The sequence below is a fragment of the Acerihabitans sp. genome (assembly GCF_036398755.1).
In the GTDB taxonomy this organism is placed as follows: domain Bacteria; phylum Pseudomonadota; class Gammaproteobacteria; order Enterobacterales; family Enterobacteriaceae; genus Acerihabitans.
Genome location: NZ_DASWOM010000037.1, coordinates 1 through 14,787 on the forward strand (window position 1 = coordinate 1; position 14,787 = coordinate 14,787).

A 14,787-nucleotide genomic window follows, 5' to 3' on the forward strand; every position below is an offset into this window, starting at 1 on the left:
CAGCTTTATCGAGGATCATTTGCGCTTCCATGCGCGGCATTTAAACCAGTAGCCGGCGAATAGTCGGTCATGCAGCCATGCAAACATATGCTAATACATGAGCGCAGCCATCAAGCCATGAGAATTGTTCCCGGTACGCCCATACCGCGCAAAACCCAAAAAATCCATTTTCTTGCAGACGATGGTGTTGACCTTGTGCCGGCATAGAGTGCGCCGGCATCCGGCACCACCTAAATCCGCCAATCGCATGGCAAGCGAAACCCCACCGTTGTGACATATCGCCCGCCGCAGGCGAACCCCCCGCGGGATGCGGCCTTATCCCCGGGTGGCGCCGGCGGCGACAGCCTCCACGTCGCGCAGCGCCTGCAGCAGGATGGCGTCGTTGAGGGCTATCGGCACCAGGTGGATGGATTCGCCCGGCTGGAGGGTGCGGTCGATTATCCGGCCGACGGCGTCGCGGTCGTTAATATCCACGCGCAGCGCCGCCAGGGATGTCGGCAGGCCGAAGCGGCCCCAGGCGGCGCTTAGCGCGCGCAGGGTGTCATGTTGTCCCAGCAGGGCGCACTGGACCAGGATGCCGTAGGCCACTTTGGTGCCGTGTAAAAAGGGCGCGGTGGCGGGCAGCGCGGTTAAGCCGTTATGGACCGCGTGCGCGGCCGCCACGCGGGTGTAGCGTTCGCCCAGGCCGCCCACCATGCCGCCGGCCGCGATGATGGCGTCCACAACGTCGAGAAAATCCTGGCTAAGATCGCCACGGTCCAGCGCCGCGAGCGCGGCGGCGCTTTGGTTAAGCAGCACATCGCGCGCCGCCAGCGCGGTCTGGAGCCCCAGACGTACCGTGAGCGGCAGTTTTTCCGGTTCGGGGCTGAGCACCACCGCCTCATACCATTTCGCCAGCGTGTCGCCGATGCCCGCCAGCAGGTAGGCTTTCGGCGCCGCCAGGATGATGCGCGGCTCCACCAGCACCAGGTGGTTGGCGTCGGGGAAGATTTCAAAGCGCAGGGCCTGCCCGGCGTCGTTATACCAGACCGACAGCGGCGTCCAGGCCGCGCAGGTGGCGGCGATGGTGGGTATCGCCACCAGCGGGATCCCCAGGCGCCTCGCCACCACCTTGGCGGTATCCAGCACCGCCCCGCCGCCGACGCCTATCACCACCCGGCGATCGCCGCCGGCCCGGCGCGCCAGCTCCGCCACGTCGCGCTCGCTGCAATGGCCGGAAAACCCGATGCGCACCGCGCCCGGGGCGTCAAAGGACGCAGGCAGGTAGGCGCGCGCCGCCGCCAGCGCCCGTTCGCCATAAATCCAGACCGCGTTTTCCAGCACGTCCGCAGGATAAAATTGCGCCAGTTGTTCGATGGCGCCAGGGTAGGAATAATAATTATCGGGAGAAACCTGTACACGGATTGCGTATGACATGCCTTGGCCTGTAAAAAATGAGCGCGACGGGCCAACGTGCGTCATCGCCCCGCCCCGCGCTGAAAAGAAAAGATTATCTTATGGGCTAACGGGGCAATGATTAAGCATTTTTTCAGCATATGGAAAGCCGATCGCGCTATAAAGCCCGTGCGTCGTCGTCGTGGCGATCGGCGACAGCGGGCCGGTCGGGAAATATCATCTCACCGTAGGGCACCAGGCGCGAGCCGTGGCTCCATTTGTAGCCCAGCCAGATAACCAGGAACAGCGGGATGCCGATATAGGTGGCGGTGACGCCGTACCAATCGATGCGATCCTGCAAAAACGCCTGGTAGTTTTGGCCAAGCGTTATCATCAGGCACAGCACAAAGGCAAAGATCGGCCCCAGCGGGAAAAAACCCGAGATATACGGCAGATCGGCGAGTTTGCGGCCCTGGATGATGTAACCGCGCCGAAAACGGTAATGGCTGATGGCGATGCCCAGCCAGGCGATGAATCCGGTCATGCCCGAGGTGTTGAGCAGCCATAAATAGACGGTCTGGTTGCCGTACATCGAGGTTAAAAAGCACAGGCCGGCCATGATGGTGGTCAGGTAGAGCGCGTTGCGCGGCACCCCTCCCCTGGATAAGCGGGCGAAAATCTTCGGCGCCTTGCCTTCGCAGGCCAGCATATACAGCATGCGGGTGGAGGCATACATGCCGGAATTGCCGGCCGAGAGCACGGCGGTGAGAATGACCGCGTTCATCACGGCGGCGGCCGAGAGCAGGCCGGCGTTGCGAAACACCAGCGTAAACGGACTGACGGTAATATCCTTGACGTCGTTGCGCAGCAGGTTCGGGTCGGTATAGGGAATGATCAGGCTGATAATCAGGATGGCCAGCACGTAAAACAGCAGGATGCGCCAAAACACCTGGCGCACCGCGCGCGGGATATTCTTGCCCGGATCGGCGGATTCGCCGGCGGCGACGCCGATAAGCTCGGTACCCTGGAAGGAGAAGCCGACAATCATCGCCACCCCGATCATCGCCGGGAACCCGCCGGCGAACGGCGCGTCCCCCACCTGCCAGTTATGCCAGCCCGCGCCTTCCCCGCCGCGCAGGATACCGGCAATCATCAGCACGCCCACGGCGATAAATATCACCACCGTGACCACTTTGATCAGCGAAAACCAATATTCGGCCTCGCCGAAGCCCTTGACTGAAATGGCGTTAAGCAAAAACATGATGGCCAGGAATATGGCGCTCCAGATCCAGCCGGGCACCGTGGGGAACCAATAGTTCATCACCAGCTGCGAGGCCACCAGATCGACGGCGATGGTCACCGCCCAGTTGTACCAGTAGTTCCAGCCCAGCGCGAAGCCGAACCCTTCCTCGACGTAGCGCGCGCCGTAGGTGGCGAAGGAGCCGGAGACCGGCATATAGGCCGCCAGTTCGCCCAGGCTGGTCATCAGGAAATACACCATCAGGCCTATCAGGATATAGGATAACAACGCGCCGCCGGGACCCGCCTGGGAGATGGTCGCCCCCGAGGCGACGAACAGCCCGGTGCCGATGGAGCCGCCGATGGCGATCATGGTCAGGTGGCGCGCTTTCAGTTCACGCCGCAGGCCCGGTGCGGCCTGGGGTTCGATGCGGTTTTGCAGCATGGTGGTTTAATCTGTCCGGACAAAAATCAAGGGCGGATTGTAGCAAATCGGGCGCCGGGATATAGCGCAACGCGCCGGTTATTAGAGACCTTCATAATCGGCGGTGAATTATAAGCGTCACCGCATCACATCAGTGTTATTTGCCACGTCCGGCGCCTGAGGCGCGCGAAAGCGCCGCAAACAGCCCGTTTTCCGGTTGGAAATGCCGCCCATCACGGGTGGCGGCGACAGCGCCGCCGGGCTAGCGCAACCAGGAGCGGGCACCGATGTTGCCATAGGCTCAGCGCGCGCGGACGTCGAAGCGGCGGCAGTACTCCTGGAAGCGGGCCAGGGCCTGGGAAAGGTGTTTTTGCCGATGATGCACCAGGTAAAGCGTGCGCATCAGAGGCGGCAACGGCAGATCCAGCGTGACCAGGGTGCCGAGCGCCAGCGCTTCCGCCACGACCCGCCGCGACAGGCAACTGATGCCCAAGCCGTGGCGCACCGCGTGCTTGATGGCCTCCGAGTTGCCAAGCTCCATCACCGGCTGGAAGCTCGGCAGCCGGGCCAGCAGCAGGTAATCAACGATTTCCCGGGTGCCCGAGCCCTGCTCGCGCAGGATCCACGGCGCGCCGGCCAGCTCGGCCAGCGCCAGCGGGCGCCCGGCCAGCGGATTATCCGGCGCGGCAAACGCCACCAGTTCGTCCTGCAGCCAGGGCTGGGTCACCAGTTCCGGATTGTGGCTCGGCCCTTCAATCAGCCCCAGGTCGACGCGAAAATCAATCACCGCGTTCACCACATCCTGGCTGTTGCCCACCTGCAGTTCCAGTGAGGTGTCGGGGTAATCGCGGCGATAGCCGGCAATCAGTTCCGGCAGGATATAGTTGCCGATGGTGCTGCTGGCGAACAACCGCAGCGCGCCGTTGCCGCCGTGGAATAATTGCTCGATTTCCATCATCCGCTCAAGCAGCGCCACCGCCTTGGGATACAGCAGGCGGCCGTGCTCATTGATTGCCAGCCGTTTGCCCACCCGGTCGAACAGCTGCAGGTTCAGCTGGCTTTCCAGCTCGGTCAGCGCCGCGCTGACGGCGGACTGGGACAACGCCAGCTCCAGGGCGGCCTGGATGGTGGATCCGCTTTTAACCACCTCGGTAAAGACTTCAAGCTGGCGCAGGGTGATGTGCATCAGGGGCGATATCCTTGGCGTGGCGATTAACCACTAATAACGATAGGTTATAAACATATAATCAATTTCTCTTTTATACCAGCGACTATTATCCTGTTTTACGCAGATTCTTTCTCGCGCCACGGTTAATCGCTTAACTTGCCATCGCTCACCTCTTCACTGCGAATGAGCGTTTATCGCATCAGTCATGGAGACTTTCCTGATGATTTCGCTGCATGTGCACCACGACTCCCTCACGCGTCCCGGCCGCATGGCCGGGGGCTACCTGGCCGGCCTGCTGCTGACGGCGGCCATCGCGCTGCCGGCGGTGCGCGCCGGTGCCCTGCCCGCCGTCGCCGGCCTGGGCCTCGGCGCGCTGACGCTGGCGATACTGGCGGGCATGGCGCTGGGCAATATCATAACACCGTCCTGGCATCACCATTGCGACCCCGGCGTGCAGTTCGCCAAGCAGCGCCTGCTGCGCCTGGGCATTATCCTCTACGGCTTTCGCCTGACGTTCCAGCAAATCGGCGACATCGGCGCCACCGGGGTGGTTATCGATGTGCTGATGCTGTCCTCGACCTTTCTGCTGGCCTGCCTGCTGGGATGCCGGATGCTGGGGCTGGACCGGGATACCGCCATGCTTATCGGCGCCGGCAGCGGCATCTGCGGCGCGGCGGCGGTGCTGGCCACCGCGCCGGTGTTGAAGGCGGACGCGGATAAAGCGGCCGTGGCGGTGGCGACGGTGGTGCTGTTCGGCACCGCCGCCATCTTTATTTATCCGGCGCTGTTTGCGCTGAACGCGCATTATCATTGGCAGGCCGTCAGCGCCACCGCGTTCGGCATTTATACCGGATCCACCCTGCACGAGGTGGCGCAGGTGGTGGCGGCCGGACATGCCATCGGACCGGAGGCGGAAAATGCGGCGGTGATAAGCAAAATGATCCGGGTGATGCTGCTGGCGCCGTTTTTGCTGCTGCTGTCGGCCTGGCTGCGGCGGCGCGCGCCGGGTGGCCGTAACGCGGCCGGCGCCCCGATAGCCTTCCCCTGGTTTGCCCTGGGATTTATCGCGGTGGCCGGCGTCAACTCGTTGCAGCTGTTGCCGCCGCGGCTTATCGCGGCCGTCACCACCGTTGATACCTGGCTGCTGGCCATGGCGATGGCCGCCCTGGGGCTGACCACGCATATCGGGGCGCTCAAACGCGCCGGCCTGCGGCCGCTGCTGCTGGCGCTGATGTTGTTTGTCTGGCTGATGGCGGGCGGCGCCCTGGTGAACACCGCCGTACAGCGCCTGATGTCCTGATACAGATGTTTTTTTCCCTTACGGACGTTTTAGCGGCATTATCGGTGCGATAATAACGTCAAAAAGGAGAAGACATGAAGTATATAGGTGCCCATGTAAGCGCGGCGGGCGGCGCGGACCAGGCGGTTGTCCGCGCCCACGAACTGGACGCGACGGCGTTTGCGCTGTTTACCAAAAACCAGCGGCAGTGGAAAGCGGCGGAACTGAGCGAGGAGGATTGCGAAAAATTCCGCGCGGCCTGCGCGGAATATCATTTTTCCCCCGACCATATCCTGCCCCACGACAGCTACCTGATTAACCTGGGACATCCGGTGGCGGACGCGCTGGAAAAATCACGCGACGCCTTTATCGACGAGTTGACGCGCTGCCAGCAACTGGGGCTGACGCGGCTGAATTTCCATCCCGGCAGCCATTTGCAGCAAATCGACGAGGATAAATGCCTGGCGCGCATCGCCGAGTCGATTAACCTGGCGCTGGAGCGCACCCGGGGGGTGACGGCGGTGATCGAAAACACCGCCGGCCAGGGCAGCAACATGGGCTTTCGTTTTGAACATCTGGCGGCGATTATCGACGGCGTGGAGGATAAAAGCCGGGTGGGCGTATGCATCGACACCTGCCATGCCTTTGCCGCCGGTTACGACCTGCGCACCGAGGACGCCTGCCGTCATACCTTCAGCCAGTTTGAGCATATCGTCGGCTTTTCCTACCTGCGCGGCATGCATCTCAACGACGCCAAAAGCGCGTTCAACAGCCGGGTGGACCGCCACCACAGCCTGGGGGAAGGCAATATCGGCAAGACCGCGTTCGCCTGGATCATGGCCGATAAGCGATTTAACGATATCCCCATGATCCTGGAAACCGTCGAGCCGGAAATCTGGGCGCAGGAAATCGCCTGGCTGAAATCCCTGGACCCGGACCGGGCATGATCACCGCCGGTTGCGCACCACCTGGTAGCGCCGCGTCAGGTACTCCACCGGGGCGCTCCAGATATGCACCAGCCGGCAGAACGGAAACAGCACGAATATCGTCATGCCCAGAATCATATGCAGGCGGTAGATGGCCGCCACCCCCGCCAGATGCGCCGACGCGCCGGGGTGGAAGGTAACCACCGCCTGCGCCCAGCCGACCAGCTTCATCATCTCCGTGCCGTCCATATGCCGGCCGGACACCGGGATGGTAAGCAGGCCGAGGATCACCTGGACCACCAGCAGCGTCAGGATCATGATATCCCCCACGCTTGAGGTGGCGCGGATGCGCGGATTCAGCAGCCGGCGTTTCAGCAGCAGGCCGCCGCCCACCAGGGTCAGGATCCCGCAGATCCCGCCCGCCCCCATCGCCATTTTTTGCTTTAGCGCCACCGACAAAAACGGCTCATAGACCCAGTGCGGCGTCAGCAGGCCGAAAAAATGCCCGAAAAATATGCCCAGGATGCCGATATGGAACAGGTTGGACGCCAGGCGCATGCCCTTTTTGTCCAGCATCTGGCTGGAGCCGGCGCGCCAGCTGTACTGGCCATAGTCGTAGCGCAGCCAACTGCCGACCAGGAAAATGGTGCCGGCCACATAGGGATAGATATCAAAAAAGAACAGATTGAGAAACGACATGGCTAGTCTCCTTTCTTATCGGCGGCGCGGCGGGGCGCGCCAACCGGATCGTCGCGGTTCGCGGGGCGGCGCCCCGGGCCGGGATCGGTGCTGAAATCACTGCTCAGAAACTGCGGGACCACCGCGCCGGCAAAACGGCGCTGGTGACGCGCCTGTTCGCCGCTGGCGCAGTCCGGCGGGGCGAGGAATTTGACCTGCTCCTCCTCCCAGACCGCGTCCAGCGCAGCCGGGGTATCGTCCCTCGCCTCGCGGGCCACGTTGTCATCCAGACTGGCGCCGCGCAGTTCACTACCGGATAGTTCCAGCAGCACATCGAACAACAGGGCGTAATCGTTCGATCGCGCCCGCAGCCGGGCGCCGAGCAGCGCCAGGATGGGCGCGATATCCGCCAGACCCTCCCGGGCCGGGGCCGGCGCGCGACTGGACAGATATTCCAGGTAGAGCGGCAGGAAATCCGGCAGTTCGCGGCTGTCCAGCTCCAGCCCGGCCGCCCGGTACTGCGCCAGCAAATCGACCATCGCCTGGCCGCGATCGCGCGATTCGCCATGCACATGCTCGAACAGCAGCAGCGAGGTGGCGCGGCCGCGATCGAACAGATCGCAGTACGCCTCCTGCGCGTCCAGCAGCGGCTGGGCGCAAAAACCGTCGATAAACCCGGTAAGGCGCGCCGCCTGTTGCACGGTTAATTCCCCGGCCGCGCCCAGCGCCGCGTTCAGTTCCTCCCCGGCGGCCCACAGCGACGGGTCCGGGTAATCCAGTAAACGTCCGATAATCTTCAGGCTAATCATGAGGGGTGCCGCCGGTTTTTACGCTGACATCAATGGCGTCGATGCGTTTGCTGTTAAACAGATTAAAGCGGGTGTCGCTGCCGTGGCAGCCGTCGCCAAAGCTGAAACCGCAGCCCTTGCTTTCCGGGAACGCGTCGCGGGCCAGTTCACGGTGGCTGGAGGGGACGACAAAGCGATCTTCATAGTTGGCGATGGCCAGGTAACGGTACATTTCCCGCGCCTGGGCCTCTGACAGGCCGACCTGTTCCAGCGCGCTGGTATCCACCCGGCCCTCGACGGTTTCCGCCCGCTTATAGTGACGCATCGCCAGCAGGCGGCGCAGCGCCAGCAGCACCGGCGCGGTGTCGCCGGCGGTGAGCAGGTTGGCCAGGTATTGCACCGGGATGCGCAGGCTTTCCACGTCCGGCAACACGCCGCTGTGCGGCAAGGCGCCCGCGTCGTCGGCGGACTGGATAGGCGACAGCGGCGGCACATACCAGACCATCGGCAGCGTGCGGTATTCCGGATGCAGCGGCAGCGCCAGCTTCCAGTCCATGGCCAGCTTGTACACCGGCGATTGTTGCGCCGCCTCGATCACCCCCTGGGGAATACCGTCGGCCAGCGCCTGCGCCATTACCGCCGGATCGTGGGGGTCGAGGAAGATATCCAGCTGGCTTTGGTATAGATCCCGCTCCTGTTCGGCGGCGGCGGCCTGCGCTATCCGATCGGCATCGTACAGCAGCACGCCCAGGTAGCGGATGCGCCCAACGCAGGTTTCCGAGCAGACCGTGGGCTGGCCGGCCTCGATGCGCGGATAACAGAAAATGCATTTTTCCGATTTGCCGCTTTTCCAGTTAAAGTAGATTTTTTTATAGGGGCAGCCGGTCAGGCACATGCGCCAGCCCCGGCAGCGTTCCTGATCGATAAGCACGATACCGTCCTCTTCGCGCTTGTAGATGGCCCCGCTCGGGCAGGTGGCCACGCAGGCGGGATTCAGACAGTGCTCGCACAGGCGGGGCAGATACATCATGAAGGTGTGTTCAAACTGGCCGTACATGGCCGTTTGCATATGCTCGAAGTTCTTGTCCCTGGCGCGGTGCTCGAATTCGCCGCCGAGGATCTCCTCCCAGTTGGGGCCGCCGGTGATTTTTTTCATCCGCCGGCCGGTTATCAGCGAACGGGGACGCGCGACGGGCTGATGCTTGCCCGCCGCCGCGGTGTGCAGATGCTGGTAGTCGTAATCAAAGGGTTCATAATAATCGTCGATTTCAGGCGCGTGGGGATTGGCGAAGATTTTCGCCAGCACGCCTACCCGGCCGCCCATGCGCGGCTGCAGCCTGCCGTTGATTTTACGGATCCAGCCGCCCCGCCATTTATCCTGATCCTCCCAGGCGTGGGGGTAGCCGATGCCCGGTTTGCTTTCCACATTGTTAAACCAGGCGTATTCCATGCCTTCGCGACTGGTCCAGACGTTTTTGCAGGTCACAGAGCAGGTATGGCAGCCGATGCATTTGTCGAGGTTGAGGACCATGCCGACCTGGGAACGGATTTTCATTGTGCTTTCTCCTGCCGGCCGTGCGTGCCGGCGAGCTCGTTGCCCTGGACATCATCGTTATGTTCGCCGTCCAGCCAGTCGATGCGGTCCATTTTGCGTACCACCACGAACTCGTCGCGGTTGGAGCCGACGGTGCCGTAATAATTAAAGCCATAGGCCAACTGGGCATAACCGCCGATCATATGGGTGGGTTTGGGACAGACGCGGGTGACCGAGTTATGGATACCGCCGCGCTGGCCGGTAATTTCCGAGCCGGGAATATTCACGATGCGCTCCTGGGCGTGGTACATCATGGTCATGCCGGCCGGCACGCGCTGGCTGACAACCGCGCGGGCAATCAGCGCCCCGTTGGCGTTGAAAGCCTCGATCCAGTCATTATCAATGATGCCCAGCTCGCGGGCGTCGTCTTCGCTCAGCCAGACAATCGGCCCGCCGCGCGACAGGGTCAGCATCAGCAGATTGTCGCTGAAGGTGGAATGAATGCCCCATTTCTGATGCGGCGTGAGGAAATTCAGCGCTTTTTCCGGATTGCCGTTGGGTTTGGCGTGAAGCAACGGCGCGGCGGCGCGGGTATCGATGGGCGGGCGGTAAACCAGCAGGCTTTCGCCAAAGGCGCGCATCCATTCATGATCCTGATACAGCTGTTGGCGACCGGAAAGCGTGCGCCAGGGGATCAGCTCATGCACATTGGTATACCCGGCGCTGTAGGAGACATGTTCATCCTCCAGCCCCGACCAGGTGGGGCTGCTGATGATTTTACGCGGCTGGGCCTGCACATCGCGAAAACGAATCTTCTCGTCTTCCTTGTTCAACGCCAGATGACGATGATCGCGCCCGGTCAGGACCCCCAGCGCCGCCCAGGCTTTTACCGCCACCTGGCCGTTGGTCTCCGGCGCCAGTGACAGGATCACCTCGGCGGCGTCGATGGCGGTATTGATATTCGGACGGCCGGCGGCGGCGCCCCCGGTTTTGGTCAGGTTGAGTTTTTTCAGGAAATCAATTTCCACCTGGGTGTTCCAGCCGATGCCCTTGCCGCCGTTGCCGAGCTTGTCCAGCAACGGACCCAGCGAGGTAAACCGCTCATAGGTATTCGGATAGTCCCGCTCCACCACCAGGATATGCGGCGCGGTCTTGCCCGGGATCAGCTCGCACTCGCCTTTTTTCCAGTCCTCGACCCCCAGCGGCTGCGCCAGCTCGGCGGCGGAATCATGCTGGATGGGCAGGGTCACCACATCGGTTTCCAGGCCCAGATGCCCCTGGCAAACGCGTGAAAACGCCCCGGCGATGCCTTTATAGATTTCCCAATCGCTTTTAGAATCCCAGGCCGGGTCCACCGCCGCCGACAGCGGATGGATAAAGGGGTGCATATCGGAGGTGTTGAGATCGTCCTTTTCATACCAGGTGGCGGTGGGCAGCACGATATCGGAATACAGGCAGGTGCTGGACATGCGGAAATCCAGGGTCACCACCAGATCCAGCTTGCCTTCGCCGCCCTGCTCCCGCCATTCCACCTCTTCCGGCATGATGCCGCCCTGGCGGCCCAGATCCTCGCCCTGGATGCCGTTTTCGGTGCCCAGCAGGTATTTGAGCATATATTCATGGCCCTTGCCGGACGAGCCAAGCAGGTTGGAGCGCCAGACAAACAGGTTGCGCGGGTAATTCTGCGGCGCGTCGGGCTGCTCGGCGGCAAAACGCAGCGCGCCGCTTTTCAGGCCCGCCACCGTATAGTCCACCGGCGACAGGCCGGCGTCCCGGGCCTTGGCCGCGATATGCAGCGGGTTGACGTTGAGCTGCGGCGCGGAGGGCAGCCAGCCCATACGCTCGGCGCGCACGTTAAAGTCGATCAGGCTGCCGCTAAAACGCGCCGGGTCCGCCAGCGGCGACAGCAGTTCCTGCGGCGCCAGGGTCTCATAGCGCCATTGGCTGGAGTGGTTATAAAAAAACGAGGTGCCGTTCATATGGCGCGGCGGACGCTGCCAGTCCAGGCCGAACGCCAGCGGCAGCCAACCGGTCTGCGGCCGCAGTTTTTCCTGGCCGACGTAGTGCGCCCAACCGCCGCCGCTCTGGCCCACGCAGCCGCAGAACACCAGCATGTTAATCAGCCCGCGATAGCTCATGTCCATGTGATACCAGTGGTTCAGCCCGGCGCCGACGATAATCATCGAGCGGCCGTGGGTTTTATCGGCGTTATCCGCGAACTCGCGGGCGATGCGGGCGATATTGTGCCGCGACACGCCGGTGATTTTTTCCGCCCAGGCCGGGGTATAGGCCTTGATATCGTCGTAATCCCGCGCACAGTTGTCGTCGTCCAGGCCGCGATCGAGACCATAGTTGGCCAGCATCAAATCGTAGATGCTGGTCACCAGCGCCTCGCCGCCGCCGGCCAATACCAGGCGCCTGACCGGCAGTTTATGCAACAGGATGTCGTTGAGCGGCACCGGGCTAAAATGCTCGCTCGGGGCGCCGCCGAAATACGGGAATCCCACCTCCACCACCCGGTCGTGGTTGCCCAGCAGGCTGAGCTGGAGTTTTACCTCCCGCCGGCTGTCGCCGTCGCGCTGCTCCAGGTTCCATTTGCCCTGTTCGCCCCAGCGAAAGCCGATAGATCCCTGCGGCGCCGTCAGATCGCCGGTGTTTTCATCGATGGCGACGGTCTTCCACTGCGGATTGTTGTCCTGCCCCAGGCCGTCCACCAAATCGGCGGCGCGCAGCAGGCGGCCGGCGGCGTAATAACCCTCCGGCCGGGGTTCGAGCATCACCAGCATCGGCAGATCGCTGTAGCGCCTGACATAATCCAGAAAATAATCGCTCTGCCGGAGAAGGTAGAACTCACGCAAAATCACATGGCCCATCGCCAGCGCCATGGCGCTGTCGGTGCCCTGTTTCGGGCTAAGCCACTGGTCGCACAGCTTGGCGATTTCGGCGTAGTCGGGCGTTACCGCCACGGTCTTGGTGCCTTTGTAGCGGGCTTCGGTAAAAAAGTGGGCATCCGGGGTACGGGTTTGCGGCACGTTGGAACCCCAGGCGATAATAAAGGACGAGTTATACCAGTCGGCGGATTCCGGCACGTCGGTTTGCTCGCCCCAGGTCATCGGCGAGGCCGGCGGCAGGTCGCAATACCAGTCGTAAAAACTCAGGCAGACCCCGCCTATCAGCGACAGATAGCGCGCGCCGGCGGCGTAGGAAATCATCGACATGGCCGGGATCGGCGAAAAGCCGACAATGCGATCCGGACCGTAGGTCTTGGCGGTATAGACATTGGCGGCGGCGATAAGCTCATTCACCTCGTCCCAGTTGGAGCGGACGAAACCGCCGCGCCCGCGCGCCTGTTTATAGCCTTGGGTGGCCGCCGCGTCGCCCATGATGGCCGCCCAGGCATCCACCGGATCGGCGTGCCGGGCGCGGGCCTCGCGCCACCGGGTGATCAGCAGCTTGCGCATCAGCGGGTACTTCAGCCGGTTGGCGCTGTAGAGATACCAGGAGTAGCTCGCCCCCCTGGGGCAGCCGCGCGGCTCATGGTTGGGCAGGTCGGGGCGGGTGCGCGGATAATCGGTCTGCTGGGTTTCCCAGGTGACCAACCCGCTTTTGACATAAATTTTCCAGCTGCACGAACCGGTGCAGTTTACCCCATGGGTTGAACGCACGACCTTGTCATGCTGCCAGCGGCTGCGGTAGCCTTCCTCCCAGTCGCGATTGGTGTTCATCGCCTGGCCATGCCCGTCGGCAAAGGGTTTATCCAGTTGTTTAAAATAGCGGAACCGGTCGAGAAAATGGCTCATCGGTGTTCTCCTGCAAGGCAGGCCACGCGGGACCTGCGGTCAACTTTCGGACCTGGGCGGCGCGCGGCGCCCAGGCAAACGGCCGTCAGCGCGGTTTTTTGGTCGCCATACCGCGATTGATATTGCGGCCGTAGACCAGCCACGTGACCAGCACGCACACCACATAAAACACCAGGAACACTTTCATCGCGCCCGCCGGCGAGCCGGTCAGGGCCAGCGAAGTGCCGAAAGCCTGGGGAATGAAAAAGCCGCCCGCCGCGCCAATGGCCGAAATAAAGCCCAGCGAGGCGGCGGATTCGGTGACCGCTTCGCGCTGCGCCTCCTCGTCTTTGCCGCCCCGGGACTTGACCCGATCCAGTGTCAGCTTGCGCAGGATCACCGCGATCATCTGGAACGTGGAGCCGCTGCCCAGGCCCGCCGTCAGGAACAACAGCATAAACACGGCGAAAAAGGCGACGAACGAGCCGCCTTGCCCGGCCGACGGTAGGGTCAGGAACAAAAGTCCGGCAAACAGGGCCATCAGCACAAAGTTGACCAGGGTGACGCGGATGCCCCCCAGGCGATCGGACAATGCCCCGCCGGCCGATCGCGCCAGCGCGCCAAGCAGCGGACCGAAAAAGGCATAGTGCAGGATCTGCGCCTCGGGAAACTGGGTTTTCGCAAGCATGGCGAAACCGGCGGAAAAACCAATAAACGAGCCGAAGGTCGCCAGGTAAAGTAAGCTTAGGATCCACATATGGCCGCGCTTAAGCACCACCATTTGCTTGCGCAGCGAGGCTTTGGCGGTGGCCAGATCGTTCATGCCGAACCAGGCCGCCACGGCGGCAACCAGCAGCAACGGCACCCAGATCCAGGCGGCGTTTTCCAGAAATAGCCGGCTGCCGTCCGCCAGCGCATGACCGGTGCCGCCGAACAGGGCAAACAGCGACGTGGAGATAACCAGCGGCGCCGCCAGCTGCATGACGCTGACACCCAGGTTGCCCATGCCGCCGTTCAGCCCCAACGCCCCGCCCTGGCGGGCCTTGGGGAAAAAGAAGCTGATATTGGCCATGCTGGAGGCAAAATTGGCGCCGGCGAAACCGCACAGCAGGGCGATGGTGATAAACACGCCGTAGGGCGTCTGCGGATCCTGTACCGCCACGCCCAGCCACAGGCAGGGGATTACCAGGAATAGCGTGCTGGCGGCCGTCCAGCGCCGGCCGCCCACCAGCGGCACCATAAAGGAGTACGGCACCCGCAGGATGGCGCCCGACACCGCCGGCAGCGCGGTAAGCAAAAACAGCCGATCGGTGGAAAAATCAAATCCCACTTTATTCAGGTTGACCGCCACCGCGCTGAACAGCATCCAGACGCAAAACGACAGCAGCAGGCAATAAATGGAGATGCAGAGATTGCGGCGGGCCACCGGCTGGCCCCGGGTGCGCCAGAATTCCGGCTGTTCCGGTTGCCAATCCTCTATAGCGGCACCCGGGCGGCGTGGTCCGGCTGAGCGGGAAAGTAATGTCATAAAGACCTCGGACAGGTAGGGAATTTGTTGTTATATTCGCCACCCTAGGCAAGGTCGAGCCGGCCGGAGT

At 62.7% G+C, this 14,787-nt stretch carries 10 protein-coding genes; 2 read left to right on the forward strand and 8 right to left on the reverse strand.

Annotated features, from left to right (window positions below; genetic code table 11):
• Positions 1–315: 315 nt before the first annotated feature.
• The 3 genes from VGC33_RS06410 to yieE all read right to left on the reverse strand — a co-directional run bounded on the left by VGC33_RS06410 (position 316) and on the right by yieE (position 4,223).
• A complete protein-coding gene (locus tag VGC33_RS06410) occupies positions 316–1,416 on the reverse strand; it encodes an oxidoreductase (protein ID WP_331119921.1) in 1,101 nt (366 codons plus the stop codon).
• Between the two features lie 136 nt (positions 1,417–1,552).
• Positions 1,553–3,058, reverse strand: coding sequence for an amino acid permease (locus VGC33_RS06415; RefSeq protein ID WP_331119922.1), 1,506 nt, complete (start codon positions 3,056–3,058; stop codon positions 1,553–1,555).
• Positions 3,059–3,338: 280 nt separating this feature from the next.
• Positions 3,339–4,223 carry a DNA-binding transcriptional regulator YeiE gene (gene yieE, locus VGC33_RS06420; protein WP_331119923.1) on the reverse strand — a complete coding sequence of 295 codons (885 nt, stop codon included), beginning with the start codon at positions 4,221–4,223 and terminating at the stop codon, positions 3,339–3,341.
• Between the two features lie 250 nt (positions 4,224–4,473).
• Between yieE and VGC33_RS06425 the strand changes: the two genes are divergently transcribed.
• Together VGC33_RS06425 and nfo are read left to right on the forward strand one after the other, a co-directional pair.
• Positions 4,474–5,505 (forward strand): YeiH family protein, encoded by a 1,032-nt coding sequence (locus VGC33_RS06425; RefSeq protein WP_331119947.1) that lies wholly within the window; start codon positions 4,474–4,476, stop codon positions 5,503–5,505.
• A 74-nt stretch (positions 5,506–5,579) separates the two neighbouring features.
• Positions 5,580–6,431, forward strand: a complete 852-nt coding sequence (gene nfo, locus VGC33_RS06430) for a deoxyribonuclease IV (protein ID WP_331119924.1) — start codon at positions 5,580–5,582, stop codon at positions 6,429–6,431.
• Here nfo and narI read toward each other — a convergent pair whose 3' ends face one another.
• From narI to VGC33_RS06455, 5 genes are all read right to left on the reverse strand, one after another.
• Positions 6,432–7,109 carry a respiratory nitrate reductase subunit gamma gene (narI, locus tag VGC33_RS06435; RefSeq protein ID WP_331119925.1) on the reverse strand — a complete coding sequence of 226 codons (678 nt, stop codon included), beginning with the start codon at positions 7,107–7,109 and terminating at the stop codon, positions 6,432–6,434.
• A 2-nt stretch (positions 7,110–7,111) separates the two neighbouring features.
• Positions 7,112–7,897 carry a nitrate reductase molybdenum cofactor assembly chaperone gene (gene narJ / locus VGC33_RS06440; RefSeq protein ID WP_331119926.1) on the reverse strand — a complete coding sequence of 262 codons (786 nt, stop codon included), beginning with the start codon at positions 7,895–7,897 and terminating at the stop codon, positions 7,112–7,114.
• Positions 7,890–9,431: a nitrate reductase subunit beta gene (gene narH, locus VGC33_RS06445; RefSeq protein ID WP_331119927.1), complete on the reverse strand. Its 1,542-nt coding sequence runs from the start codon at positions 9,429–9,431 to the stop codon at positions 7,890–7,892. Before narH ends, narJ begins: the two co-directional genes overlap by 8 nt.
• Entirely contained in the window at positions 9,428–13,210 is a 3,783-nt protein-coding gene (locus VGC33_RS06450; protein ID WP_331119928.1) for a nitrate reductase subunit alpha, read from the reverse strand. The genes narH and VGC33_RS06450 overlap by 4 nt, the downstream gene beginning before the upstream one ends.
• An 85-nt stretch (positions 13,211–13,295) precedes the next feature.
• Positions 13,296–14,717 carry a NarK family nitrate/nitrite MFS transporter gene (locus tag VGC33_RS06455; protein WP_331119929.1) on the reverse strand — a complete coding sequence of 474 codons (1,422 nt, stop codon included), beginning with the start codon at positions 14,715–14,717 and terminating at the stop codon, positions 13,296–13,298.
• Positions 14,718–14,787 lie beyond the last annotated feature (70 nt).